Genomic DNA, 24,341 nt, shown 5'->3' with positions numbered 1-24,341 from the left:
AATAATAGTTGGTATTATATACCCACAAAAAAGGAGCCATCCTGAAGGATAGCCCACTTTTTAAAGAAATAATCTTACATATATTCAAGTTTTAACACGTTTAACTTTTGATTCGTTTCTCGTTCGATAACCTGCAGCAAACGTCTGTCTTTCTGCGCTACAAACGTCACCGCGAGTCCTTTTCCTCCAGCACGTCCCGTTCTTCCGATTCGATGAATATAGCTTTCTGCATCAAGCGCGATGTCGTAATTAAAAACATGCGTGACTCCATCAACATCAAGCCCGCGTGCCGCCACATCCGTTGCTACAAGGTATTGGATCTCCCCTTCACGAAAGCGTCGCATCACGTCCTCTCGCTTCGCTTGAGAAAGATCGCCATGCAGTTCATCAGAGTTATAACCCATATTTTGCAGCGCTTCGTTCAACTTGCTGGCTCTTCTTTTCGTTCGGCAAAAAATAATCGCTAAATACGGACGCAGCAGTCTGATCGTTTGAACGAGATCGTTCTGCTTCCCTCGATCTGTTGTTTCCACGATTCGCTGACGAATTTCCTTTAACGTTATTTGCTTCGTTTTCACATGAATGTCTTGAGGGTCGTTTGTATACGTTTCAGCTAGCTTTTTCACTTCATCAGGCATCGTCGCGGAAAAAAGTAACGTTTGACGATCCTCAGGCACCTCATACATGATGTCTTCTATATCATCTAAAAATCCGATATGCAGCATCTGATCCGCTTCATCAAGCACGAACGTTGAAACATGAGATAAATCGATTGTCTCTCGTCGAATATGATCGAGCAGCCTTCCAGGTGTTGCGACAACAACATGTACCTTGCCCTCTAGCTTATGCATCTGCGCGATCACGTCCTGCCCACCGTAGACAGCAAGCACGTTGATCTCACCGAGAGCTTCTGTAAGTTTGCGTACTTCAGCTGTGATCTGGATGGCAAGCTCACGTGTTGGTGCGACGATCAACCCTTGAATCGCATCACGCTCAGCATCAACTTTTTGCAGAAGAGGAAGCACGAAAGCAAGTGTCTTTCCCGTACCCGTTTGAGCTTGTCCCACGACATCTTTACCTTCTAAGATGACAGGAATCGTTTCTTTTTGAATCGGTGTTGGTTCACCGATTCCGTTTTGAAGCAAAATCTCTATCAATTCATCATGAATCCCTAGTTCTTTAAAACCCATCTACTTTTTCCCCAGTTTCTTTACTTTTTCTGTACAGCTTTCCATCGCTGCTAACACCGCACCACGAAAGCGTTCTTGCTCAAGCGTTGCGACGGCGGCAATCGTTGCTCCACCTGGAGACGTTACTTGATCTTTTAACTCACCTGGATGTTTTCCTGTTTCAAGCACCATCTGCGCTGCTCCTAAAACCGCTTGTGCGGCTAAACGATAGGATTGATCGCGGGACAAGCCTTGAACGACGCCTCCGTCTGCCATCGCCTCAATCATCATGTACACGTAAGCTGGTGAAGAGCCGCTGATCGCAGGAATCGCATCCATCTGAGATTCTACGATTACCTCTACTTTACCGAAGCTGCCGAGCAACTCCTCAACAGTCTGTAGTTCGTCATCCGTTATCTCATCATTAACAGAAACAGCCGTCATACCTGCTCCGACAAGTGATGGTGTGTTTGGCATCGTCCGTACCACCTTTACCTGCTTCCCGAAAGCAACTTCAACGTCTTCTGTTGTAATTCCCGCTGCAATCGTTACGATGATCGCATCAGATTTTACAAATTCCTTTACCTCTTCAATCACTTCAAAATAGGAATATGGCGCAACCGCAAGAAACAGCACGTCAGCCGCTTTTGCAACGTCACTATTAGAAGAGAACGTGTGAATACCATATTGTTTCTCGACGTACAGGCGTGTCTTTTCCGTTCGCATGCTCGCGATAATCTGATCAGGACTGATCAAGCCTGAACTGATCATACCTCCTGCCATCGCTTGCGCCATCTTTCCAAACCCGATAAAACCTATTTTTTTCTCCATACTCTATGCACTTCTTTCTATCTTTTATAAAGGGAAATATCTACTTATACAGAATACACATACCGATAGCTTTACCTTTAGTAAACCACAAATACATAAGGTGTGTGAAATGGATGGAGAAGTTCACTCCTAAAGAATGGCATCGCAAACAAGCTGTAGACAATTTTAATAAAACGTGGGACTTGATCGAAAAAGAGAATCGGAAAAAAGAAGATGACCTAGAGATGATACACACCGCTCACGCCTCGCGCTTTCATTGGGGACAAATCGGAGAACCTCTCCACTTCGCACGTGGAGAATGGCAGCTCTCAAGAGTGTACGCGCTACTAAACATGAGCGAGTCCGCGCTTTTTCACGGGAAACACTCTCTCGAACTCTGTTTGGAGAACAACGTAACCGATTTTGATCTGGCTTTCGCGTATGAAGCTCTTGCACGTGCATATCTAGTAAAAAATGATGAAACCAGTATGGAAGAGTATTTTGCTCTAGCGCTACAAGCTTCTCAGCAGATTATGAAAAAAGAAGATAAAGAATATTTCATTTCCGAGCTGAACTCCATTAAACTAGGAAGTAGAACATAACGTACATAAGGAGGATTTTTGCTATGACAGATAAAATCGTAAATTACTTAAAAGAAAATCGTGACACGCATTTGCAAGAGTTAACAGACTGGCTCGCTGTTCCAAGTGTGAGTGCACTGCCTGAGCACAGAGAAGACGTTCGAAAAGGTGCAGAATGGATCGCAGATAGCCTGACAAATGCCGGTATGGAAAACGTAAAGATCTATGAAACAGACGGACACCCTGTTGTTTATGGAGACTGGTTAAAGGCAGAAGGCAAACCGACCGTACTGGTTTATGGCCATTACGATGTACAGCCTGTTGATCCGATCGAGCTATGGGAATCTCCTCCTTATGAAGCAACCATTCGCGATAACAAACTTTACGCGCGCGGAGCTTCAGATGACAAAGGCCAAACGTTCATGCACGTAAAGGTTTTACAAGCCATCCTTAAATTAGAAGGTACACTGCCTCTTAACTTCAAGTTCTGTATTGAAGGTGAAGAAGAGATCGGCAGTCCAAGTCTTCCAAAGTTTATTGAGGAAAATAAAGACTTGCTAGCAGCAGACGTTATCGTTATTTCGGATACAGGCATGCTAGATCGCGGAAAACCAGCAATCTGCTACGGCCTTCGTGGCATGTGTGCGATGCAAGTGGATGTTACGGGACCAAACAGTGATCTCCATTCCGGTCTATATGGTGGTGCTGTTCAGAACCCGCTGCACGCGATCACAGAGCTTCTTCAATCGTTCCGTGATGAAAACGGACGCATTTTAGTAGATGGCTTCTATGATAATGTACAAGAATTGACGGAAGAAGAAAGAGAAGCATTCCGCGCTCTTCCTCTAACAGAAGAGGCGCTTAAGAATCAGCTTGGCGTAACAGAGCTCACAGGTGAAGAAGGTTATTCTCACATCGAACGTACATGGGCCCGCCCAACATTAGAGTTAAACGGTGTATGGGGAGGCTTCCAAGGGGAAGGGATCAAGACCGTAATCCCTGCAAAAGCACACGCCAAGATCAGCTGCCGACTCGTACCGAACCAAGAACCAGATGAAATCATCGAAAAAGTAAAAGCACACATTGAAAAGCATAAACCTGCGGGCATTGATGTGAAGGTTACCCTTTTCGATAAAGGAGCTCCATACGTAACGCCGTTCGATCACCCAGCCATCCAAGCGGCTGCACGTTCTTATGAAAAAGTGTACGGTGTACCAACAGCATTCACACGTGGCGGCGGATCGATCCCAATCGTAGCAACGTTCGACCAAATGCTGAATATTCCCGTCGTATTAATGGGCTTCGGACTATCAACAGAAAACTTCCATGCACCAAACGAGCACTTCCACCTCGAAAACTTCGACAAAGGCATGGAAACACTAGCAGACTACTGGTTCGAACTCGAAAAATCCATCCAAAAAGAAACAACAACAAAATAAAACAGATGAAGCTGACAGGAAAGAAATCATGTCAGCTTTTTCTTTATATTTGGTATGTGTGGTTGCAAGGAAATTGTCCTTCAATTTTTTAACACCTTTGCAAGTTGATTGGAGTGTAGGGTGCGAGACTCCTGCGGGACAAGCGGTCAGGTGAGACCCTTAGGGCGCAAAGCGGCAAGGGGCTCACCGCCTGCCCCGCGGAAAGCGAAGCACGTGAAACGGAGATCAACTACTTCCAAAACAACCTGTTTATCCATATAACCATTTTTCCCCTTACAGTTTCCCCTGAGACCTTTTCGTTTTCACCACTCAATGTGATATAATCAACCAATCACAACAAAGAAACGGAGAGTATAAACATGCTTTCATTTGAAGATAAAATTGCTTTAATCGAAGAAAACTTCCCAGAGCTCGACATGCACGAAGTATCCCTTGGCCGCTTGAACTTCCACTTTGAAGAAAGTGTACAAGACAAAAAAATCGTCGTGTACCACCTTCACCCGAACGGAAACGGCTTCGTTTATGGTGGACACCTACCACAGAGCGTAAAAAACGATAAAGGCTATGTAAACATCCGAGACTACGAAGCAGAAGAACTCATTGCTCTGATCCAAGACTCCATGGAGTTCTTATCAAAAAAACACGGCTGGCAGCAGCCGAAGAAAGATCGTTCTGATGATGAAGAACGTAAAGAAGAACACTGGTACAGCCACAGCCACGAAGAGATTCGACTCGTAGGAGAAGATGGCATGTGGTTCATCTTTGATGAAGATGATGCACTAGAAGCTGCATTCGAAACATATGCAGAAGCAGAAGGTTATTTAAAAGAAGCAGATTTTAAAAAGAAAAAATAGAGGTGACGAAGATGGCTGAGGAGAAAAAGAAATTAAGCTTTCAAGAAATCGCGAAACAGCGATTAGCTGAAAAGAAAGCACAGCAATCAGGGGGAACATTCAGCAAGGGGCCAGTGAAAGTAGCCAACCAGCTTAAGAACCAACAAACCAAAAAAGCAAACAACCAAGCGCGGAGAACAGGTGTTTAATGCATCGTAAGCGAGCGAATATCACCCCTGGTCTTCCTGTGAACGTGATTTTAAAAGCAGATCAGCGTTCTGGTAAAAAAACAAAAGGTATCGTAAAAGATATCTTAACAAACTCACCTACTCATCCACACGGCATTAAGGTACGCCTTGAAGACGGTCAAGTTGGACGAGTCATTGACATTCTGAATGCATAAAACAAAAGCGGTCACCTCCTCGGGACCGTTTTTTCTGTACATGGAATACATTGGATATCCGTATACTAATTGATAGATTTTTTAAAGGAGTTCTCTTCATGAACATAGATGCTCTAAAAAAACGAATTGATGTTAGTACAAAAAGAATGCCAGCAGATGTTGTAATCAAGAACGGAAAAATTATTGATGTATTTAATCTTGAAATCATTGAAAGAGATATTGCGATCGTTGACGGCTATATTGCGGGTATAGGGCAATACGAAGGACATGAAACCATTGATGCATCAGGTAAATTTATTTCCCCTGCCTTCATCGACGGCCATGTTCACATCGAGTCGTCTATGGTGACACCAGCAGAGTTCAGCAAAGTGTTGCTCACCCATGGCGTTACAACCGTAATAACGGACCCTCATGAGATCGGTAACGTTTCAGGAGCTAAAGGTATCTCTTTTATGCTGGATCAATCTGAAGGGCTTCCTCTAGACGTTAGAGTGATGTTACCTTCATCTGTTCCTGCTACTCCTTTTGAGAATGCAGGGTCTGTCTTAAAAGCATCTGACCTAGAGCCCTTTTTAACTCATCCACGTGTTCTCGGTTTAGCGGAAGTGATGGATTTTCCTGCTGTTTTTAGAGGAGATGAGGATATGCTTCAAAAGATCGTTTCAGCAGCGGCTAAAAACGGCAAGATAGACGGTCATGCAGCAGGACTAGACGCTGATGGAATCAATGTCTATCGCTCTTCACTGATCACTACGGATCACGAATGCACGACGAAGGAAGAAGCACTGGAACGGATCTCTCGAGGGATGTATGTGCTAATACGTGAGGGATCTGTAGCAAAAAATTTAAAAGCGCTCATAAAAGCAGTAACGCCGAAAAACGCTCGCCGCTTTCTATTCTGTACAGACGATAAGCACCTGGATGATTTGGTAGCAGAAGGAAGCGTAGATCATAACGTGAGGCTCGCTATTCAAGAAGGTATGGATCCTTTACAAGCGATTCAACTCGCAACCTTGAACGCAGCCGAATGTTACGGCTTAAAAGAAAAAGGCGCAGTGGCACCCGGTTACAAAGCGGACGTTATCTTGCTTGATGATGTAAATTCTGTAGCCATTTCCAATGTTTTTGTAGGAGGAAAATTGGTCGCTCAGGACGGGAAGTACAAAGGTGCAGAATCTAGAAGTGCGCAGCCATCAGCCGCTTTAACACAGTCGGTAAACATGACGGCGATAGATTCCGAAAAGCTAGCGATTCCTATTACGAATGGTAAGCCCATGCATGTGATCGAAATCATCCCGAACCAAATAGTAACGAGAAAGAAGATATTAGCGGCAACAGCAGAAAACGGAAAGTTCACACCTTCTCACACGAACGATTTATTAAAAATGGCTGTGATCGAACGCCACAATAAGACTGAAAATATAGGACTCGGCGTCGTAAAAGGTCTACTTATCCAAAACGGCGCGATCGCTTCAACGGTTGCACATGATTCACATAATCTTGTTGTTTCCGGAACGAATGATGAGGATATGTTGGTCGCGATTGACGCAATCCGTGACATGCAAGGCGGCTATGTAATCGTGAAAAACGGAGCAGTGCTCGCGTCTGTACCGCTTCCCATTTCGGGGTTGATGTCAGATCGACCATTTACAGAAGTCAACGACCAAATCATTCATCTAAAAGAAAAGTTAAAGGAAATCGGATTTCACGGAGATTTTGATCCGTTCCTGACCCTATCCTTCTTAACTCTTCCTGTAATTCCAGAGATAAAGCTTACAGATCTTGGTCTCTTTGATTTCAAAACCTTTCAGCATATCTCTGTGCAGGCAGAATAAAGCGAATAAAGCGTTACACGAGTGAATGGTTGAAGGCATAGATAACAGCTTGCGTACGATCTTGTACATCCAGCTTACTTAAAATATTACTCACATGTACTTTGACCGTTTTTAAAGCGATGAACAGATCATCGGCAATTTCTTGATTCGTCTTTCCTTTCGTCATCAACAGAAGAATCTCCATCTCGCGCGCAGTCAGCTCTTCATGTGGCTCGCGCGTTTGTTTTTTACGCATCTTGCTCATCATCTTCCCCGTTACTTCCGGTTCAAGAACGGACTTCCCATGATACGTATCGCGAACAGCTTGAGCGATGTCACTCGCTTTTGACGTTTTTAACATATAACTCGACGCACCCGCCTCTAGTGCTGGATATACTTTCTCGTCATCAAGAAAACTCGTAACCACGATGATCTTTGCTTCTGGCCATGCCCCCGTGATCTCTCGTGTTGCTTCAATTCCATCCATCTCATCCATAACAAGATCCATGAGGATGATATCCGGTTTCAGTGCTAGCGCCTTCTCTATCGCAACTTTTCCGTTCTCCGCTTCATCTGTTACCTCGATATCAGGCTGCGCAGAAAGGTAAGCCGCAACCCCGATACGCACCATCTCATGATCATCCACTAATAATACTTTGATCATTGCCTTCATCCCCCGCTTTTAAAATAGGTACTTTTACTTCAAGCCGCGTTCCTTCGCCTGGCAAACTCACAATCTTCAGTGTTCCGCCAATTTCCGCTGCCCGTTCATGCATGTTCTGCAGGCCATAGGAACCTGTTTTTTCTTGATCCATCTTAAAGCCCACACCATCATCTTCAATGCGAAGGATAATCAGATCATCTCTTTGGACGAGCAAGATCTGCGCTTTATTTGCCTGTGCATGCCTTAAAATGTTCGACACCGATTCTTGTAGAATACGAAACAGGTGATCTTCGACTCCTTTAGCAAGAGGAATCGTTTCAATCTTCCATTTTAGTTCGATTGGAACCTTTTGCAGAAGCTCTTGTAAAAGCTCTTCCATCCCCTTCTGCAATGATTTTCCGTTTAATGCAGCAGGACGAAGGTGCAGAAGAAGTGCTCTCATCTCAAGCTGTGTTTGATGAATCGTTTCCTCTACAAGCTTTAACTGTTTGGATTCACGTGAGTCTTCTTCTCTTCGCGTTTCATTTACAGCAGACATGATCATGCTTGCAGCAAACAGCTGCTGCGAAACAGAGTCATGGAGTTCCCTCGCCAAACGATTTCTTTCTTGGGAAATAATCTCTTGAATCCGTTTCTCTTGATCCACCGCTTTTTCCGTAGCCATCTTCTGAGACTGACGAATCTTTTCCCCTAGTTGCTTCTGAATACCTTCCATCCGCTTCTTAATCGTTCGCAACTCAAGACTGCTGACTTCTTTCATGTCTACTTGCCTACCGTCTTCAATGGACTTCAACGTACGATTGATGGAGTTTAGTTGTTTGCGAGACGTGATGCCTGAATTTAAACCAAAGAAAGCGCCCATTATGAACACTAAAAAAGGCAAGATGAAAGCAACGGGGATATCAAGCAAGTGTTTTTGCAATAAAAAATCCCAGTTGTCGATCGGAAAAATCGTGTAAACTATAGTACCTATAAGAATTGCTACAGCAAATGCCGCTACGATCCCGGAGAACATATGACGTAAAACAGTACTCATACCCGTTTCACCTCCAGACTGCCGGCAAACATACTTGTAACAATTTTTATTTTTTTCTCAGCCTCTCCATACCCTTTTGTTCGGTAAAAAAGCGTTTGGTTGAAAAGCTTAGATTCACTTCGGTCAAAAATCCTTGAATTCCCCATAATCATAGAATGGCTGACTGCTGCCTCCATCTCGTAAGGAACATAGATCGTGATGTTCCCGATCGTACCACGGATCAGAATTACCGATTCCCCATCCGGTAAGATGGTCTGATTCAAGTCGATGATCGTATCACCAGGACCACATTGGATGTTAATATCGTTCCATTCATACACATGCTCTGGTGTTTGTTGTGTGCCAAGCAGAATGTTTTTTAACAGCGTTTCTTTTCTATATATATCATCTTGTGACCTAGTAGCATTCGGTACAAACTGAGGTGTAACAAAAACCGGGTTTTGTTTCGTTTGATAAAATTCATAGATCACATAGATGACGAATGCGACCAATAAGAGCTTAAAGGTGAACATGCTTAATACGTTCATGACTGCGATAAAAACACCGAGCCAGAACATGATCTTGCCGGAGCGCTTCGGCATTCGTTTTTTTCCAAAAAACAAGAGTGCAGCACTAAATAAGAGGGAAAATAAGATTCCTCCTCCGTTTAGAGTTGCTTCTAATAACACCAAGACAACCGCTATTAAAAGCCCCCAACTTATGAAATCACTTCTTTTCCGATTCAGCATCTGCACTCACTCACTTTCTGTCATAAACGAGGTAAAAGGCGCAGCAATTTGCGCCTTGTCTCTTATTTTATCGTATCACATACTGCCTCAAACGGTAGTAGATGATTCTTCCTTTTTCCAATCTTTTTCAAGTTTAGCCAGCTTCGCTTCCATCGAACTCGCATGGTAATCAGCGTTTACCTTCTGTTCAAGACGATCCATATAATGTTCTAGCTCATCAAAACGAAAAGCCGATTTTTTCATGGAATGAGACGGATCGATCACACGGTCCATCTTCTGGTGTGCACGTGCTACATTCTCACGCCCCATTAATTCCATACGTTTAATCTGCATATCTTTTAGCTTATGTTTCATCTGCTCATACTTTTGCTCAAGCTCTACAAGGTCCTTTTCTGCTTGAAGCGTAGACTCTTTTAAGTGGGCTGCACGTAATGCATGCTGTTCTTTTTCTTGGACTGCGAACTGATACAGCTCTTGTTCGTTCGCTTGCTGAGCGATTTCAGCTTGATGAGCACGTTTAGCTGCTCTTGCCTCGGCCTCTTCCATCTCACGTACGAACTGCTCTCTTAACAGCTGTTGACGTTCTACTAACTTATGGGCTTTGTTCACTTCTAACTCACACTGTCTTAAATATTGGTTCAGAAGGGATAACGGATTCTTATCCTCTTTTTGATCTAAAAGCTCATGTACATCTGCTGAGATTGAGTTTTTGATGCGTTCAAATAAATTCATAATGATTCGCTCCTTTTAACGTTTGTTTTTAGCTATTTTTAAGTTTTGCCCATTCTCTTTCAAAATTGGTGAAAGGGTCATTACTGTCGTTCTCCTCTAATACCGCTGATTGGTTCCATTTCTTATAGACCACGTAAAGAACATAGATCGCGACAGCGCCTAATATGGCAGGAAGGTTGCTAACGGATACACAGAGTCCTACTACCGATAGAGCACCCCACCAAAATTTCTTTCCTCCACTATGTGCAGCCATCGCCTTCTTAAATGCGTAATACATGACAGCCAGACCGATCCCAAGACCTACCATCGGGCCAAGATTTGCGATCAAAACGATTGCTGCAATTCCTCCAACTACAAGCAAGCCTAATTTTTTCATATTGGCTTCCTCCTTTCGTATCTTTAGCTTACCTTCCTCAGCATTTTCTCAAAACTGGCCGTAGCTGTATCTTTAGATAAGCCTCGAGGCTTAGTGGGGTCTGACCCCACACAAATACAAACACCCCACTTTGTACAAGCGGGGTGGACACTAACATTTACCTGCACGTTACTATCCCTTGAGACGAGTATGAATGATCAGACGGGTTTCCACTTCTTATTTTTCTGCATAGGCTGAAGAGATAAATTGTAAGGGGTGGGTAGTTTTGAAACATAATGATTGCGGAGATGGCTTTCAACCGTTTGTTAGCCCTAATCCGAAGACGACATTTAATCCAATTCAGATTTCACCAACCATTGATCAAAGTTCATTTTTAAGTCCTTTTACTAGCGTAATCGGTGATGTAAGAATCCAAGAGAACGTATATGTTGCACCACTCGTGAGTATTCGCGCAGATGAAGGAACACCATTTTATATCGGCTCTGATACGAACCTTCAAGATGGCGTCATTCTTCATGGATTAACGAATCAGTTCGTCAAAGTTGATGGCCGAAAGTATTCCATATATATCGACAATGAAGTCTCTGTCGCACATGGTGCTCTCGTTCATGGGCCGTGTTTTATCGGAGAAAAGGTATTCGTAGGCTTTAAAGCGATTGTATATAACGCAACAGTCGAAAAAGGAAGCTTTATTTCCTACAATGCAGTAGTGACGAACGGAGTGCGTATTCGAAAGAATCGGTTTGTCCCGCCTGGAGCTTATATCGATTCTCAAAAGAAAGCCGATGCACTTTCCCGAGTACCAACGGATGTAAAAGAGTTTGCACGTGGCGTACAGGTAGTCAACCAAGAGTTCCCGGCTGCTTATCATTTATTGTTCGGTGATAGTCGCTGCTCTTGCGGATTAGCTTATAACAATAACAGCAGTGAAGAAGAATCCGATTAATAATTGGAGTAAAAAAAGGTAAGCAGCGTAAGGTTAAACACACTTTAACCTCTCTACTTACCTTTTCTTTTTAAGAACGGTTATCCACTACAGGAGATTGACCTACTAAGAAATAATCCGGCTCAAAAGAACCTTTCTTCAGCTTTTCCTTCACCACTTGGGGATACAACACATACTCATTTAACTTTTCCAACGGGACCCACTTAAAGACAAGCCGATCTGCTTCTAACACAGTAAATTCCTCTCCATTATGAAGCGGCAACGCTTTATTTTCTGTGATTTTAAAATATAATCCAACTTCGTGAATCTCTTTTTCTGCATATGTAAAAAAGTTTTCAACTGTCCATAAGAAACCATCAACAGTCACGTTTACATCCAGTTCTTCTTTCATTTCACGCTTCAAACTTGTCTGCGCATCTTCACCAAGTTTCACCCGTCCTCCAGGCAATGACCAATTTGTTTCTGCTTTCGCTCGATGCATGAGAACTCGACCTTCTTTAATCATAACGGCAGCCACACGATAATTAAAAACTTGATGTTCCACATGAAACACTGCGTCCATTTTATCTTCCCCCTTCTAGTTAGCTCCTTATTTTACCACTTCGAGCATTTTCAGTGAAAGCCATTCCATTTACAGGTACACTAATAAAAAATACGTAAATAAGGAGCTTGAGAAAATGTCTGTATACGATTTTTCAGTTGAAACGATCAAAGGCGAGAAAACGAACCTAGACACTTACAAAGGCGATGTGCTCTTAATTGTAAATACAGCTAGTAAATGTGGCTTTACCCCTCAGTACAAAGGCCTTCAATCCATATATGAGAGCCATAAAGAGCAAGGATTATCTGTTCTTGGTTTTCCATGTAACCAATTCGGAGCTCAAGAACCCGGTTCAAGTGACGAGATCATGGAGTTCTGCGAGTTAAACTATGGCGTTAACTTCCCGATGTTCGCAAAAGTAGACGTAAACGGTGATGGAGCGCATCCTCTATTTAAATACTTAGCGGCAGAAGCTCCTGGAATTTTAGGATCTAAAGCGATCAAATGGAACTTCACTAAATTTTTAGTAGACCGAAACGGACAAGTTGTTAAACGCTTCGCACCAACGGACAAGCCCGAAACCATTGAAAAACATATACAAGAACTTTTATAGCATCTAAAAAAAGCTGTTCAGAGAAACGACTCTCTGAACAGCTTTTGTTTAAAACATAAGGTGTGCCATTCCCACTACAATCGGAAGTGAGATGAATGTACGCAAGAAAAAGATAATAACTAGTTCTTTAAAGTTAACAGGAATCTTTGAAGCTAGCAGCAATCCGCCAACTTCAGACATATAGATCAATTGGATGACTGACATTGCCGCAATTACGAAACGAGTCAGTTCACTCTCAATTCCTGCTCCGATGATAGAAGGAAGGAACATATCTGCAAATCCGATTACGATCGTCTGCGCTGCATCTGATGCATATGGTACTTGCAGGAACTCTAAGATCGGTACAAAAGGTGCTCCTAGGTATGTGAAGAAAGGTGTGAACTCTGCTACCATCAGTGCAGATGTTCCGATCGCCATTACGATTGGAACTACACCCATCCACATATCAAGAACGTTCTGAATGCCTTCTTTTACTAACGGTGCCGCTTTTTTATTTTGATCAGCGCGTTCAACCGCCTTTTTAAGACCAAATCTAAAAGGTGTGTCACCCTCTGGAATCACTTCATCCGCTACATTTTCTTTTGCGCCTTCATAATACGTATCAGGCTTTCTAGATAGTGGCGGGATGCGCGGGATAATAATCGCACACACGAGCCCAGCTAATACAACCGTCAAATAATACGGAACGATCATGTGAGCGAGATCGACTTGAGCAAGAACAACAATCGCGAACGTTATGGATACAACAGAAAACGTTGTACCAATTACAGCTGCTTCACGTTTCGTATAATAACCTTCTTCATACTGCTTGTTTGTCAAAAGAACGCCAATCGTTCCATCACCAAGCCATGATGCTAAACAGTCGATAGACGAACGTCCAGGCAGTTTAAAAACAGGTCGCATCACTTTTACGAGTAGAGCTCCACAAAGCTCTAATAAGCCGAAATTGAATAACAAAGGTAAGAACAGTCCGGCGAATAAGAATACGGAAAACAATACAGGAATTAAATCAAAGAGTAGAAGCTGTCCTGTATTTTCAGACCATACGGCTTCCGGCCCAAGCTTGAACAGAGTCATTACAGCAAAAACTAACCCTATTAAACGAATCAATTGCCATACGATATTTACATTAAACAAAGTGTTTAAAAATGGTTTATTGATAATAGCTTTCGGTTTGAAAAAGTATGTTCCTAAAGAACCTACGACCGTAATCGCTATGATAGCCGTCATGATTTTCGGAATGTACGCACCGATTCCATCCTGTAACATACCTGCTAAAATCGCTACAGGAATGGTAATTTCTCCATTATACGAGATGGGAATCATGAATAAAAATATACCGATCAAAGACGGAACAATAAATTTAATCAAACTTGAGAAATTCGTTCGCTTCATTTCATAATCCATTTGTTGCTTTGGTAAACCCATGATGTTATGCCTCTCTTTCTACGATGTAAAGCGCTTTCATACACTTTCCATTACAAAGTATATGTGTATTCTACAATTTTCGCAATATTGTAAGAAATGCTAGAATTCTTATAAAATACTAGTTTTTCTTTCCTTTTTTACTAAATCTCTAAACCTTTCTTGAGTTCAATAAGCTCGTCATCCCTTAAATAACGCCACTTTCCGACATCCAATGTATGAAGATGTATATTCATAATGCGTATACGCTCTAGCTTCTCCACTTCATACCCGAGCGTTTTACACATACGCCGAATCTGCCGGTTCAGTCCTTGCGTAAGTGTGATTCGGAAAACATACTTGCTTATGAGCTCTGTTTTCGCAGGTTTGGTTACTGAATCTAAAATGAAGACGCCTTGAGCCATTTTTTCAAGAAACAACTCGCTAACAGGTTGATCGACTGTCACTTCATATTCTTTCTCGTGCCCATAATCGGCCTGCGAGATTCGATTGGCTAACTCCCCGTCATTCGTTAATAAAATCAAACCTTGAGAAGCTTTATCTAACCTTCCAACAGCGAATACGCGCTCTGATAAATCGATATACGCTAGAATGTTTCCAGCAATCTCAGGATTAGATGTGGTCGTGACTCCCACTGGTTTATTAAAAGCGAGGTAGACCGCTGACGTTTTTTGAGGAATGACTTTCCCATCAATAAGGACAGTATCTGTCTCATGTACAAAACTATCTTTATTAGCGATCTCTCCATTTATAGAAATCCGGCCACTGTTCAATAGCCGATTCGTCTCTCTTCTAGAGCAAAAACCCGTTAAACTAATATATTTATGAATGTGCATGCTAATCCTCACTTCAACGTTGTGAATATGCACAACGATTTATAATTATAACTCCAAATGAATATAATTTCGATAGTTTTTATAAATATCCATTATTTTTCACTTCTCTATTCATACTACCATTTTTATTTAAAGCGTTTATGCATGCTTTTTTAGTGAAAAACTTTTCAACTCTCTCGCCGAACTTGTAGTATGGAGAAGTAAAGGGAGGTCGTTTAAAAATGGAACTCAGAGTATTATTAGAATCAGAATTCGAAAAATCCATTCAGCTTTCTCAATATGCTTTTCAGTACATCGTAAAGAAAGAAGATCTGCCAAAACGATATGAAATGATGAAGAGACAAGAGATCTGGGGAGAGTTTGAGAACAAAGAGCTTATCTCGAAGCTTCACATTCATTCTTTAGAAATCTCTATTGAAAATCAGCGTTTTTCGATGGGTGGGATCGCAGGTGTAGCCACTTGGCCAGAACATCGCCGAAAAGGATCGGTCACTCGTCTATTACAACAAGCACTTTTAAGAATGAAGGAAAATGGTCAAAGCATCAGCTTGCTTCACCCTTTTAACATTCAGTTTTATCGCCGTTTCGGATGGGAGCTAACAGCCTCCGTGAACAAATATACACTCAATAAAAGTGATCTCGTGCGATATAAAGATGTCCCTGGGACCATTTCCAGGTTAACGGAGAAAGATGGAAATGAGTTACTGAATACGGTTTACGAAGGTTGGTTCCGTACATACAATCATCTGCTTGTTCGTTCAGACTATTGGTGGAACTATCATGTGTTTACAGAAGGTTATAACCGAATCCTCTATAAAGATGAAAACGGGGAACCTAAGGGATACTTATGCTGCAAGGTCGCAGATAAATTGCTGGATGTTCAAGAGTTTATTTATGTAAGCGATGATGCACGTCGAGCTTTATGGAATTTTATCTGTCAGCACGATTCGATGGTAGACAAAGTGAAAATCATCGCACCATCCAATGATCAGCTTCCGTTTTTATTAAACAATCCACGAATCCACCAAGAGCACTATCCATACTTCATGGCACGTATTGTGGATGTAGAAAACTTTCTAAAGCAATATCCGTTTAAAAAGGTAGAAGGTTCACTTACACTATCCATTACAGACGAAAAAGCAGAATGGAACAACGGTACGTTCACAATCGATGCAAATGGCATCACGAGGGAATCAAAGACAGTAGCAGAAGCATTAGCTATGGATGTACAAACCCTGGCAGCAGCACTTCTAGGCTCACAAAAGCCCCAGTTTTTATTTACATGCGGAAAAATCAAAGGAAACCAAAAAGACGTAGAACGATTTGAAGAAATCATTACAAATAAGCCCGCAGCGTTTCTGGATTTCTTTTAATAGGTTACTGCTAAAAGTCAGTGGCTTATAGATGTTTTTTCTCATCTGTTGCATGTTGATTGTAGCGGAAGGTTGCCGACTCCTATGGGACGAGTGGACTGGTGGAGACTCCTAATGGCGCAAAGCGGCAGGAGGCTCACCGTTCGCCCCATGGAAAGCGTGCAACCTGGAGCGGAAATCAACTACTTTCAAGCACAGCCTTTTCAAAAGCCTTATCCACCATCGGATAAGGCTTATTTTAATTCAGCATGTTTCAGGGAAAACTGAGAGGGAAAAGGATAAATAGACCCTTTTTCTAAAATAGGAGGTATCCATTCATGAGCGACAAAACAGAGAAACAAAAGCAATCAGAAGACATCGCAGAGAAAAACTTTGAACTTGATAAGAAAAACAAATCTAAAACAGATAAGGAATTAGAAACCGTTCACGATCAGATCAACGATACATTTAACGAAGGTACCATTGATCAAAAAGAAAAAACCAAAAAAGAAAAAAAGGATTAATAACGAAAAAAGCCTCCCATTCGAGAGGCTTTTTTCTTATAAGGTTCTAAATGAGTCTGGAAACTGCTTCATGATGCCATTCGTTATTTCATCGGCAAACATCACCATATGGTTCTTATTCTTATCAAAGATCACAATCTCTCCTTCATAATCTTTTTTAAGCCTTGCAACTACTTCATCCGTGACATACTTCAAATGTGTGTAAAGCATATCTTTGACTTGTTGCTCTGACCAGTTCGGATTCGCCTTACTCATAATTTTGGCTATATCATCTGCGTTACGGTACCAATTTTTATTGATGATCGCCGCTTTTGCCGAATCTCCTTTTTTAACAGCATCCACCAACTGCCCTGCAATCACAATATGCTCTGTTAATAATTTTCCGAGTTCGTTCCCGGCTTTATCTCCATAATAGGGCTTGATTGAGTTACCAATATCGGTTTGATTCTGCAATAGCCTCTTTAACACAGCGTCTTGATCTTTGGCCCCTTCAGTAGCACTCACAATATAGCTTCTTGTCCAATAAACATGATCTTTCCACAGTCTTCTTTGCAACGAATACAGATCGATCGCGTTTTGGTTAAAACACGGTCCCTGCACTCTTTGTTTTGCTTTTGCTTCAGCTGTTAAGGATGGACCAAAAACCGGAAACACTATAGCAAGCACCATAATCATGGTTAGTATTTTTCTGTACATATGAAATCTCCTTTATGTTCGTTTTCATATGTAGTTTGTATCTTTGTCATCATTTCATTCCTAAGACAAAAAAAAAGAACAGTGAACACTTAGGCTCACTGTTCTTTCATCCCTAAACTTGACGGTTCCAATGGCGGTGTACGGAAATGGCTTCCGTAAAGTTACTTACGAAATCATCTTTTCCATCTTCACTAACAACACCAGGCTGTCCGGTCAGTTCTGCTTCAATCAGCCATTGCTGACCTTCATGAGTGCCACCAATCGGTTTGAAGTGCGCAAAGGCTTCGTTAACAAAGTGCAGAGCATTCTTCTTAAATGCAGCATCATCACTTCCACCTACGACGTAAATCGCGTCAAAGATGACAGACGTTGCGGTCAAGAACGTATGCATGACCTCTAGTTCTGATCCATCATCCGCTGTGCGTTTACCTAACTTATCACTAATACATTCACCCTGAATACCACTGTCTTTTAACGAGTTCAATATCTCTGCTACTTCGCCACTCACAGTAGACCCAACAATTACCCCTACTTTTCTTGTTTTAGGGCTTTTAACCGTATTTAGCTGGCTGAGAGCTGGTGAAGACTTCGTAACGGAAGAGTCTTCACCTTGAGGAGGGACTGCATCAATTGCTTCTGCAAAAGCAGTCGCAAGCTCCAAGCTCACGTTTCCAAACATATCTACGACTTGCTGTTGGACGGATTTACTCTTCACTTTACCGAGCTCGAAGCTAAAAGCATTCTTAAGATGCTGTTTTTCCGGTTCGCTCATACTGTTCCAGAAGAGAGTGGCTTGAGAGAAATGATCTTTAAAGCTCTCGCTTCTGCTTCTGATTTTTCTTCCATCTACTTTTTCTTGATAATGAACATATCCGCCTTCTGCTTCAGGAGTAGGTGACGGCGTGTTCGCTGCAAGTGAATTTTTATAATAGCTCACTTGTCCTCTATTGATCGTATGTCTTGAAATGCCGTCACGCTGATTGTTATGAAACGGACAAACCGGTCGATTGATCGGAAGTTCGTGGAAGTTTGGTCCTCCAAGACGAGATAGTTGTGTATCTGTATAGGAGAACAAGCGTCCTTGTAAAAGTGGATCGTTAGAAAAGTCGATTCCTGGTACAACATGTCCAGGATGGAACGCAACCTGCTCCGTTTCTGCGAACACATTATCAACGTTACGATTCAACGTCATCTTGCCGACAATTTTTACCGGCACATCCTCTTCTGGCCACAATTTCGTCGGATCAAGAATATCAAAATCAAAGTTAAATTCATCTTCTTCCGCAATGATTTGAAGTCCTAGCTCATATTCAGGGTAATCCCCATTTTCGATCGATTCCCAAAGATCTCTTCGGTGGAAATCCGGATCTTTCCCTGAAATCTTTTGTGCTTCATCCCACACGAGTGAATGTGTTCCTAAGACTGGCTTCCAGTGAAATTTAACAAAATGCGCTTTTCCTTCGTCATTCACAAGTCTGAACGTATGAACGCCGAACCCTTCCATCATACGAAAACTACGTGGAATCGCTCGGTCAGACATCGCCCACATCACCATATGTGCCGACTCTTGGTTGTTGGCTACAAAGTCCCAAAACGTATCATGCGCGCTTGCTGCTTGCGGCATCTCGTTATGAGGCTCTGGTTTTAACGCATGAACCAGATCAGGGAACTTGATCGCATCTTGAATAAAGAATACCGGAATATTGTTTCCAACAAGATCGTAGTTTCCTTCTTCCGTATAAAACTTAGTAGCAAAACCGCGCGCGTCACGCACTGTTTCAGCAGATCCACGTGAACCTGCTACGGTCGAAAAACGCACGAACGTTGGTGTTTTTTTAGAGGTGTCGTTTAAGAATTCCGCTTTTGTGTATTCTCCTAAAGAATCATATAATTCAAACTCTCCATGAGCTGCGAATCCACGAGCATGTACGATACGCTCAGGAATTCGTTCATGATCAAAGTGAGTCATTTTTTCCCGAAAATGAAAATCTTCCATAAGGGTTGGACCACGTTCTCCCGCTTTTAGTGAGAATTCGTCTTCAGCAACTTTTAACCCTTGATTGGTCGTTAACTTTTTGCCTTTGTCATCTGCACGATACTGTTCCAGCTGTTCATTCTTGCTGTTGCCGTTCACTTTGTTCTGATCGCTCATTTAACTAATCCTCTCTTTATGTATTTTCACATCATAGAGAGACCTTTCCCTACCTATGTTGGAAGCAAACTGATTTTTATAAAAGTCCTACGCCCTTAATAGTTACTGTTTCGTGTACCGAAACTGGTCGTAACATATACCTATATGGGTATTTAACTCGTTCAATCCAGAAGTTTTGGAACGCAATCCAGAAATTTCGGCTGTTTATCCACGAGATTAGTCACTCACTCCAAAAGTTTTAGTCTTTTATCCGCAAGTTTACAATCCTCGACAAATTACGCATCTTAATTTCTCTCACATACCCCGTAGATGAAAGCTCACTTTTATCAAAAAAAACGCAGCTGATAATTCAGCTGCGTTTTCGAGTTACTTATTCATATGTGCTAGGAAATCCCCAAGCAAATCTTCCATTTCTTGTTCGGGGCTTACTGATTCTTCTTTTTCTTCAGGCTCGTCTCGCTTTGCGCTGTCCCAATCAAATTGACTAAGATCATCATCGTCAAAGTCATCGGTTGAATGCTCGGTCTCAACTGGATTTTCATACTGATCCAATGAATCCTCGTCGCGCTCTACATCTTCCTGCAGATAAAGGGCTTGGTCTATATCAGTTGCGTTGCTGTTTAAAGCCGCCAGTAACGATGCTGTTCTTACAGGATTGGATATGAGCTGATACAAAATATTGCCTAACAAGGCCTCTGAATGTTCATGCTTCAACCAATCACGCTGCATCTTACTTAAATTTTTCGGCAACGGTATCGTAATCGTTTCTCGATCTCTTTGGATGTCTTGTCCAACACCTTGAAGAACATACTCTGAAATCTTGCTCGAAAAATTGCGCCTCTCCGTCTCTTTCAGCTTTTGAAGCTGTTTGATGACGTGATCTGGGGTGTCAGAGGGGATACGAAAAGCAATCGTTTTTCCTCTTGTAATCTCATTGGATGCTTTTTTGTCCATTTCATCACCCTTGTTTAAGCTTTAACGGCTTTTTTGTCTTTATCCTCGCTCTTTTTCTCTTTTGGCGCAGTTCTTTTTAAGTGATCAGAGATCAGCTTATAATAAGCGTTTGCCATCATCCAGATGCTTTCTTTTTCATCTTCAAAAAAGTCGATGTTGTAGCCATCAAGGTTATTGTTTAACGTCTTAATATAATCTTTAAGTACCGCAGATCCTCCACCTACAAAATAGCAGATTTCAGTTTGCGAATTCTTTTGCCACACGTTGCGAAGAAGACGGTATTGCTTTTTCGCCAAGTCTACTAAAATGCGATCCGTAATATCGTGAACACTCGTACGGCTACCGCGAACCATGATGTGGTTTCGGTTCGTCTTTTTCGTAATGATATCTACTACATCACGTCGGCTGTCTAATTCCACGCCATGCTTAGAGCGTATTTCTTCTCTAATTTGTTCTAGCGCTTCAGAAACACCAAGATTAAAGCCTTGAGCTTTGTCATCATCAACGTTTCTATTCTTGATCACTGCGATATCTGTAGATAGACCGCCAATATCTTGAATTAGGATTGGTTTATCGATCAGATCTTTATTAATAATGTTCAGGTCGTTATCCATAACAAGGTTAATAAAAGCTGCGAATCCTTCAGGATAAACTTTTACTTCTTCAAACTTCAAGTTTACTTTAATCCCTTGATATTTAGGCGTTACTAAGAACTCTACTTGGTGAACTGATCCTAGTAGTTTTGAACGGTAACCCGCGTCCTTACCTTCTTTCACTTCGCGTAGAGGAAGTCCTGTACCTAAAATGTAGCTTGTATCAATCACATTGTTGTTTTTCGTAAATGTTTTAGCATTATCTTCATTTACAGCATCAAGAGCTAATGCAGCAAAAAGCATGATCAATGTTTGATCTTCTTCTGATTTACTGCTTCCTGGATCTAATTCAGTAGAGTTATCGCTCTTAGCAGCAAGCTGACCCACACGATAAATAACATTGTTTTCTTTTAGGGCAGGGGAGTGAACTCTAATATGTATGCCTTCTAAAGGATCTTTGCTGTCTAACTCCTCAATCCCGATAACAGGACGATCCTCAATATCTCTAGCAATTACGTTAGGGATGTTTAATTCATGTTCTAATGTACCGAAAATCCCTTTTAGTGAATCGTTACCTACATCAACTGCAGCAATTCTAGAATTACTCATGGGCGTACATCCTTTCTTTTTTCAAATCTATATTTTGTTGCTATATAAATAGATTAGAGGGTTAATTGAAATTAAACAATGCCTATTTTTCTTTTTAATACATTTGTAAACACGCAAACATTTTCTGTAAACTTGTAAACATCATTGCAAACAAACCACTTAATATGAAACAAACCCTTGTATATCAACATGTAAACAACTTTGCAAACTTGCAAACAAATAAGCAAACAATCGTAAACGTATTTGTAAACTTGTAAACAAAAATGTTTGCATCCAAAAAATAGGTCCTTAAAATGTCTCTCCCCTACTTCTCTTACATGTTGATTATATTATTTTAGATAGGGAAATCATGATTTATAATCTATCTTATAAAATTGAGGTGATCGTCTTGATGCTTTCATTAGATAAACAACATGATCCACTTACAAACAAAAACTTAATAAAACAAATGAGAAAGAAACATGCTCATACAGAATCTATTGATTTAAAAACTTCAGAGAATCTGTTTAAAGATTCGTCTAAAAAATATAGTGCACAGCAAAGAAATTCTCTTGAATGGATCAAATACGCGACAAAAAGCATGGTAATAAAAAAAGCTCCCTATTACGACGTTGATACCACGGATTGGGAAAAAGACGAGCAAGACAATATCTATCCAAGATGGATCTTAAAGCTAAATGGGCAGTACGAGATGCTTTATCGTTATATAAAAGAGGAAGTAAACGTAATTGACTATGGAGCTATTGGAGACGGAATAGCCGATAATACGGAGGCTTTTAGAAAAGCAATCGGTAAAGGAAGAGTCATCGTACGAATTCCAGAGGGGAAATTCGTAACAAAAGGCATTAAATTGCCTTCGTGGACGATACTTTTAGGGGAAGGAAAAGGGAAAACGACCCTACAACTGCATGATGATTGTCCTAAATCAGAATGGCTGATCACGAACAAGAATCACTTTAAAGGTAACCGAAACATAGCCGTAAAAGGAATGACTCTGGATTGGAACATTGAACGGCTAAATCCTGAAGAAAAATCAAGTGCAGGAAACAATCGATCAAGCTGTATGACCTTCGCAAACGTCACTTATGGATGGATGTTTGACCTAGAAGCTGTTAATCCAGGGCTGCACGGGTTTGATGTGTCTTCTTCGCTATATACTTACCTCGGGGACGGTACTCGTTCAAGAGGAGGAAGTAAATACATCTGGTTAGACAATCTCAATGGCTACGGCTTTGGGGATGATGGTATTACCACACACCACAGTGAGTATATCTTTATTTCGAATTCCCATATGTGTGACCCAAGCGGAAGGTCCCATAAGAAAGGATTTTCGAACTCTAATGGCATTGAAATCGATGACGGTTCTCATAATGTTTGGCTACTAAACAACTCAACAGCACGCTGCTTTGGGGGTGTTGAGATTAAAGCACATCATAACGCTTCTGCCGCTTCAAACGTACACATCTATGGTCACTTATCCGTAAATGATAACCGATCCTACAACTTTCGTCATATCGGCCATCATAAGGATATAGATCCTGAATCGAAAACAGCTCATCATATCTCTGCAACTAATCTCTTTAGCATCGCTCCTATTTATACTGAGCTCTATAAAGAATCAACACCTCGTAGCCTTGTGGTATCAGGATATAACCATGTTGTTATCAATGGTTTAACGGTACTCGGTGATCGGACATATAACTATGATGGACACCCGCTAATCGCCATTCAATATCGTGCTCACAACGTCATTCTGAACGATGTTGTCGTAAAAGATTTTACAACCTCTGGACCTGCAGTAAAAGTATACGGAGGACCGCATCGGGCCAATGATGTAACGCTAAAAGGCATTCGTTGCGATCACCATATTATTAAGGCGATAGATATTGCTTCAGACATCGAGAAAGCTGTAACTGATGAGATTGTTATTGAAAAAGAGACATCTAGCAGTACCTAGATGTCTCTTTCCCTTTGTTATAGCGCTTTTTCAAGTTGAATGTCTAATGGCTCTCTTTTGAAGATACACTCATTCACTTCTTCTGCTGGAGAGCACCCTACAGCGCGATAAAACGATTGTGATTCAATAGACGGATGCGCTGCAATATAGAGTTTCTTACCACCTAACCTCTTCGCTTCTTGGCAGCAAAGAGAAAAAAGCTTCTTCCCTATCCCCATACCCCGTATCTCATTTGTGACATGTAGGTATGGCAGCTCTACATATTGCGCTTCGGAACCAAAGCGTTCACTTTCAATATTCGCAAAGCCCACTAACTGCTTCTGTAGCCATGCTGCCACAACCACTCCCCCGCTGCTTACACATCTTCTTAACTCTGCGATGACCTGAATCTTCCTTTCAGGCGACCAGTCATCAATAAAATCATCATCCTTCAGTTTGAATGCTTTACCCTCAACAAACCATACTTGTTTTGTTACTTGATATCTATTGAATTCGTTTAAAAAATTATCCGTTAGTTCCATAACGCCTACTACCCTACACGTGACAAGGTTCTTCATT

The 24,341-nt window shown here is 41.6% G+C and carries 26 protein-coding genes; 11 read left to right on the top strand and 15 right to left on the bottom strand.

Going from position 1 to position 24,341, the window contains the following annotated elements:
• Nucleotides 1–74 precede the first annotated feature (74 nt).
• Entirely contained in the window at nt 75–1,190 is a 1,116-nt protein-coding gene (locus ACFS5O_RS04350; RefSeq protein ID WP_205724841.1) for a DEAD/DEAH box helicase, read from the bottom strand.
• A complete protein-coding gene (gene proC, locus ACFS5O_RS04345; RefSeq protein ID WP_205724840.1) occupies nt 1,191–2,000 on the bottom strand; it encodes a pyrroline-5-carboxylate reductase in 810 nt (269 codons plus the stop codon).
• A 113-nt stretch (nt 2,001–2,113) separates the two neighbouring features.
• On the opposite strand from proC, the gene ACFS5O_RS04340 reads away from it, so the two are divergent.
• From ACFS5O_RS04340 to ade, 6 genes are all read left to right on the top strand, one after another.
• Nucleotides 2,114–2,581 carry a hypothetical protein gene (locus ACFS5O_RS04340; protein ID WP_205724839.1) on the top strand — a complete coding sequence of 156 codons (468 nt, stop codon included), beginning with the start codon at nt 2,114–2,116 and terminating at the stop codon, nt 2,579–2,581.
• Between the two features lie 23 nt (nt 2,582–2,604).
• The gene (locus ACFS5O_RS04335) at nt 2,605–3,999 is read left to right on the top strand and encodes a dipeptidase (RefSeq protein WP_205724838.1); all 1,395 of its coding nucleotides are present in this window, start codon (nt 2,605–2,607) and stop codon (nt 3,997–3,999) included.
• A gap of 359 nt (nt 4,000–4,358) precedes the next feature.
• Nucleotides 4,359–4,853, top strand: coding sequence for a hypothetical protein (locus ACFS5O_RS04330; RefSeq protein ID WP_066399317.1), 495 nt, complete (start codon nt 4,359–4,361; stop codon nt 4,851–4,853).
• 11 nt (nt 4,854–4,864) lie between these two features.
• Complete coding sequence (locus tag ACFS5O_RS04325; protein WP_205724837.1) at nt 4,865–5,041, top strand: hypothetical protein; 177 nt, start codon at nt 4,865–4,867, stop codon at nt 5,039–5,041.
• Nucleotides 5,041–5,235, top strand: coding sequence for a YwbE family protein (locus tag ACFS5O_RS04320; protein ID WP_066399319.1), 195 nt, complete (start codon nt 5,041–5,043; stop codon nt 5,233–5,235). Before ACFS5O_RS04325 ends, ACFS5O_RS04320 begins: the two co-directional genes overlap by 1 nt.
• Nucleotides 5,236–5,333: 98 nt before the next feature.
• On the top strand, nt 5,334–7,070 hold the full coding sequence (gene ade, locus ACFS5O_RS04315; RefSeq protein WP_205724836.1) for an adenine deaminase: 1,737 nt from the start codon (nt 5,334–5,336) through the stop codon (nt 7,068–7,070).
• A 13-nt stretch (nt 7,071–7,083) separates the two neighbouring features.
• Here the strand turns inward: ade and ACFS5O_RS04310 are convergent, their stop codons facing one another.
• The 5 genes from ACFS5O_RS04310 to ACFS5O_RS04290 form a co-directional block, all read right to left on the bottom strand.
• Nucleotides 7,084–7,713: a response regulator transcription factor gene (locus tag ACFS5O_RS04310; RefSeq protein WP_205724835.1), complete on the bottom strand. Its 630-nt coding sequence runs from the start codon at nt 7,711–7,713 to the stop codon at nt 7,084–7,086.
• On the bottom strand, nt 7,688–8,749 hold the full coding sequence (locus tag ACFS5O_RS04305; protein WP_205724834.1) for a sensor histidine kinase: 1,062 nt from the start codon (nt 8,747–8,749) through the stop codon (nt 7,688–7,690). The genes ACFS5O_RS04310 and ACFS5O_RS04305 overlap by 26 nt, the downstream gene beginning before the upstream one ends.
• Nucleotides 8,746–9,477 (bottom strand): cell wall-active antibiotics response protein LiaF, encoded by a 732-nt coding sequence (gene liaF, locus ACFS5O_RS04300; RefSeq protein ID WP_205724833.1) that lies wholly within the window; start codon nt 9,475–9,477, stop codon nt 8,746–8,748. The genes ACFS5O_RS04305 and liaF overlap by 4 nt, the downstream gene beginning before the upstream one ends.
• Before the next feature lie 87 nt (nt 9,478–9,564).
• Nucleotides 9,565–10,209, bottom strand: a complete 645-nt coding sequence (locus ACFS5O_RS04295) for a PspA/IM30 family protein (RefSeq protein ID WP_318300097.1) — start codon at nt 10,207–10,209, stop codon at nt 9,565–9,567.
• A 28-nt stretch (nt 10,210–10,237) separates the two neighbouring features.
• The gene (locus ACFS5O_RS04290) at nt 10,238–10,585 is read right to left on the bottom strand and encodes a lmo0954 family membrane protein (protein WP_205724832.1); all 348 of its coding nucleotides are present in this window, start codon (nt 10,583–10,585) and stop codon (nt 10,238–10,240) included.
• Nucleotides 10,586–10,850: 265 nt separating this feature from the next.
• On the opposite strand from ACFS5O_RS04290, the gene ACFS5O_RS04285 reads away from it, so the two are divergent.
• Entirely contained in the window at nt 10,851–11,531 is a 681-nt protein-coding gene (locus ACFS5O_RS04285) for an LbetaH domain-containing protein (protein ID WP_205724831.1), read from the top strand.
• 70 nt (nt 11,532–11,601) lie between these two features.
• Here ACFS5O_RS04285 and ACFS5O_RS04280 read toward each other — a convergent pair whose 3' ends face one another.
• Complete coding sequence (locus tag ACFS5O_RS04280) at nt 11,602–12,093, bottom strand: NUDIX hydrolase (RefSeq protein ID WP_205724830.1); 492 nt, start codon at nt 12,091–12,093, stop codon at nt 11,602–11,604.
• Nucleotides 12,094–12,208: 115 nt separating this feature from the next.
• Between ACFS5O_RS04280 and ACFS5O_RS04275 the strand changes: the two genes are divergently transcribed.
• A complete protein-coding gene (locus tag ACFS5O_RS04275) occupies nt 12,209–12,685 on the top strand; it encodes a glutathione peroxidase (RefSeq protein WP_205724829.1) in 477 nt (158 codons plus the stop codon).
• 48 nt (nt 12,686–12,733) lie between these two features.
• Here the strand turns inward: ACFS5O_RS04275 and ACFS5O_RS04270 are convergent, their stop codons facing one another.
• Together ACFS5O_RS04270 and ACFS5O_RS04265 are read right to left on the bottom strand one after the other, a co-directional pair.
• A complete protein-coding gene (locus tag ACFS5O_RS04270) occupies nt 12,734–14,113 on the bottom strand; it encodes a YjiH family protein (RefSeq protein WP_318300096.1) in 1,380 nt (459 codons plus the stop codon).
• A 140-nt stretch (nt 14,114–14,253) separates the two neighbouring features.
• Nucleotides 14,254–14,946, bottom strand: a complete 693-nt coding sequence (locus ACFS5O_RS04265) for a pseudouridine synthase (RefSeq protein WP_205724828.1) — start codon at nt 14,944–14,946, stop codon at nt 14,254–14,256.
• A gap of 221 nt (nt 14,947–15,167) precedes the next feature.
• Between ACFS5O_RS04265 and ACFS5O_RS04260 the strand changes: the two genes are divergently transcribed.
• Nucleotides 15,168–16,319 carry a GNAT family N-acetyltransferase gene (locus ACFS5O_RS04260; RefSeq protein ID WP_205724827.1) on the top strand — a complete coding sequence of 384 codons (1,152 nt, stop codon included), beginning with the start codon at nt 15,168–15,170 and terminating at the stop codon, nt 16,317–16,319.
• A 317-nt stretch (nt 16,320–16,636) separates the two neighbouring features.
• Nucleotides 16,637–16,822 carry a DUF4025 domain-containing protein gene (locus tag ACFS5O_RS04255; protein ID WP_205724826.1) on the top strand — a complete coding sequence of 62 codons (186 nt, stop codon included), beginning with the start codon at nt 16,637–16,639 and terminating at the stop codon, nt 16,820–16,822.
• A gap of 36 nt (nt 16,823–16,858) precedes the next feature.
• Here the strand turns inward: ACFS5O_RS04255 and ACFS5O_RS04250 are convergent, their stop codons facing one another.
• The 4 genes from ACFS5O_RS04250 to ACFS5O_RS04235 all read right to left on the bottom strand — a co-directional run bounded on the left by ACFS5O_RS04250 (nt 16,859) and on the right by ACFS5O_RS04235 (nt 21,826).
• Nucleotides 16,859–17,518, bottom strand: coding sequence for a glycosyltransferase (locus ACFS5O_RS04250; RefSeq protein WP_318300095.1), 660 nt, complete (start codon nt 17,516–17,518; stop codon nt 16,859–16,861).
• A 112-nt stretch (nt 17,519–17,630) separates the two neighbouring features.
• Complete coding sequence (locus ACFS5O_RS04245) at nt 17,631–19,670, bottom strand: catalase (RefSeq protein ID WP_205724825.1); 2,040 nt, start codon at nt 19,668–19,670, stop codon at nt 17,631–17,633.
• 366 nt (nt 19,671–20,036) lie between these two features.
• Nucleotides 20,037–20,624: a hypothetical protein gene (locus ACFS5O_RS04240; RefSeq protein ID WP_205724824.1), complete on the bottom strand. Its 588-nt coding sequence runs from the start codon at nt 20,622–20,624 to the stop codon at nt 20,037–20,039.
• 14 nt (nt 20,625–20,638) lie between these two features.
• Nucleotides 20,639–21,826 (bottom strand): ParM/StbA family protein, encoded by a 1,188-nt coding sequence (locus ACFS5O_RS04235; protein WP_205724823.1) that lies wholly within the window; start codon nt 21,824–21,826, stop codon nt 20,639–20,641.
• 391 nt (nt 21,827–22,217) lie between these two features.
• On the opposite strand from ACFS5O_RS04235, the gene ACFS5O_RS04230 reads away from it, so the two are divergent.
• Entirely contained in the window at nt 22,218–23,783 is a 1,566-nt protein-coding gene (locus ACFS5O_RS04230) for a glycosyl hydrolase family 28-related protein (RefSeq protein ID WP_205724822.1), read from the top strand.
• Between the two features lie 17 nt (nt 23,784–23,800).
• Here ACFS5O_RS04230 and ACFS5O_RS04225 read toward each other — a convergent pair whose 3' ends face one another.
• Nucleotides 23,801–24,340, bottom strand: a complete 540-nt coding sequence (locus tag ACFS5O_RS04225) for a GNAT family N-acetyltransferase (RefSeq protein WP_205724821.1) — start codon at nt 24,338–24,340, stop codon at nt 23,801–23,803.
• Nucleotide 24,341: the final 1 nt, after the last annotated feature.

Source organism: Fictibacillus nanhaiensis (assembly GCF_042686385.1).
GTDB classification, from domain to species: Bacteria; Bacillota; Bacilli; order Bacillales; family Fictibacillaceae; genus Fictibacillus; species Fictibacillus nanhaiensis.
This window is presented reverse-complemented; position numbering and strand designations above follow the sequence as displayed.

What these genes read in the sequence shown, in the direction of transcription:
- ACFS5O_RS04280 (WP_205724830.1), bottom strand. Translation starts at nt 12,093, where the DNA reads ATGGACGCAGTGTTTCATGTGGAACATCAAGTTTTTAATTATCGTGTG.
- proC (WP_205724840.1), bottom strand. Translation starts at nt 2,000, where the DNA reads ATGGAGAAAAAAATAGGTTTTATCGGGTTTGGAAAGATGGCGCAAGCG.
- ACFS5O_RS04350 (WP_205724841.1), bottom strand. Translation starts at nt 1,190, where the DNA reads ATGGGTTTTAAAGAACTAGGGATTCATGATGAATTGATAGAGATTTTG.
- ACFS5O_RS04320 (WP_066399319.1), top strand. Translation starts at nt 5,041, where the DNA reads ATGCATCGTAAGCGAGCGAATATCACCCCTGGTCTTCCTGTGAACGTG.
- ACFS5O_RS04310 (WP_205724835.1), bottom strand. Translation starts at nt 7,713, where the DNA reads ATGATCAAAGTATTATTAGTGGATGATCATGAGATGGTGCGTATCGGG.
- ade (WP_205724836.1), top strand. Translation starts at nt 5,334, where the DNA reads ATGAACATAGATGCTCTAAAAAAACGAATTGATGTTAGTACAAAAAGA.
- ACFS5O_RS04340 (WP_205724839.1), top strand. Translation starts at nt 2,114, where the DNA reads ATGGAGAAGTTCACTCCTAAAGAATGGCATCGCAAACAAGCTGTAGAC.
- ACFS5O_RS04325 (WP_205724837.1), top strand. Translation starts at nt 4,865, where the DNA reads ATGGCTGAGGAGAAAAAGAAATTAAGCTTTCAAGAAATCGCGAAACAG.
- ACFS5O_RS04230 (WP_205724822.1), top strand. Translation starts at nt 22,218, where the DNA reads ATGCTTTCATTAGATAAACAACATGATCCACTTACAAACAAAAACTTA.
- ACFS5O_RS04295 (WP_318300097.1), bottom strand. Translation starts at nt 10,209, where the DNA reads ATGAATTTATTTGAACGCATCAAAAACTCAATCTCAGCAGATGTACAT.
- ACFS5O_RS04240 (WP_205724824.1), bottom strand. Translation starts at nt 20,624, where the DNA reads ATGGACAAAAAAGCATCCAATGAGATTACAAGAGGAAAAACGATTGCT.
- ACFS5O_RS04245 (WP_205724825.1), bottom strand. Translation starts at nt 19,670, where the DNA reads ATGAGCGATCAGAACAAAGTGAACGGCAACAGCAAGAATGAACAGCTG.
- ACFS5O_RS04265 (WP_205724828.1), bottom strand. Translation starts at nt 14,946, where the DNA reads ATGCACATTCATAAATATATTAGTTTAACGGGTTTTTGCTCTAGAAGA.
- ACFS5O_RS04260 (WP_205724827.1), top strand. Translation starts at nt 15,168, where the DNA reads ATGGAACTCAGAGTATTATTAGAATCAGAATTCGAAAAATCCATTCAG.
- ACFS5O_RS04250 (WP_318300095.1), bottom strand. Translation starts at nt 17,518, where the DNA reads ATGTACAGAAAAATACTAACCATGATTATGGTGCTTGCTATAGTGTTT.
- ACFS5O_RS04335 (WP_205724838.1), top strand. Translation starts at nt 2,605, where the DNA reads ATGACAGATAAAATCGTAAATTACTTAAAAGAAAATCGTGACACGCAT.
- ACFS5O_RS04235 (WP_205724823.1), bottom strand. Translation starts at nt 21,826, where the DNA reads ATGAGTAATTCTAGAATTGCTGCAGTTGATGTAGGTAACGATTCACTA.
- ACFS5O_RS04290 (WP_205724832.1), bottom strand. Translation starts at nt 10,585, where the DNA reads ATGAAAAAATTAGGCTTGCTTGTAGTTGGAGGAATTGCAGCAATCGTT.
- liaF (WP_205724833.1), bottom strand. Translation starts at nt 9,477, where the DNA reads ATGCTGAATCGGAAAAGAAGTGATTTCATAAGTTGGGGGCTTTTAATA.
- ACFS5O_RS04270 (WP_318300096.1), bottom strand. Translation starts at nt 14,113, where the DNA reads ATGGGTTTACCAAAGCAACAAATGGATTATGAAATGAAGCGAACGAAT.
- ACFS5O_RS04330 (WP_066399317.1), top strand. Translation starts at nt 4,359, where the DNA reads ATGCTTTCATTTGAAGATAAAATTGCTTTAATCGAAGAAAACTTCCCA.
- ACFS5O_RS04225 (WP_205724821.1), bottom strand. Translation starts at nt 24,340, where the DNA reads ATGAAGAACCTTGTCACGTGTAGGGTAGTAGGCGTTATGGAACTAACG.
- ACFS5O_RS04305 (WP_205724834.1), bottom strand. Translation starts at nt 8,749, where the DNA reads ATGAGTACTGTTTTACGTCATATGTTCTCCGGGATCGTAGCGGCATTT.
- ACFS5O_RS04255 (WP_205724826.1), top strand. Translation starts at nt 16,637, where the DNA reads ATGAGCGACAAAACAGAGAAACAAAAGCAATCAGAAGACATCGCAGAG.
- ACFS5O_RS04275 (WP_205724829.1), top strand. Translation starts at nt 12,209, where the DNA reads ATGTCTGTATACGATTTTTCAGTTGAAACGATCAAAGGCGAGAAAACG.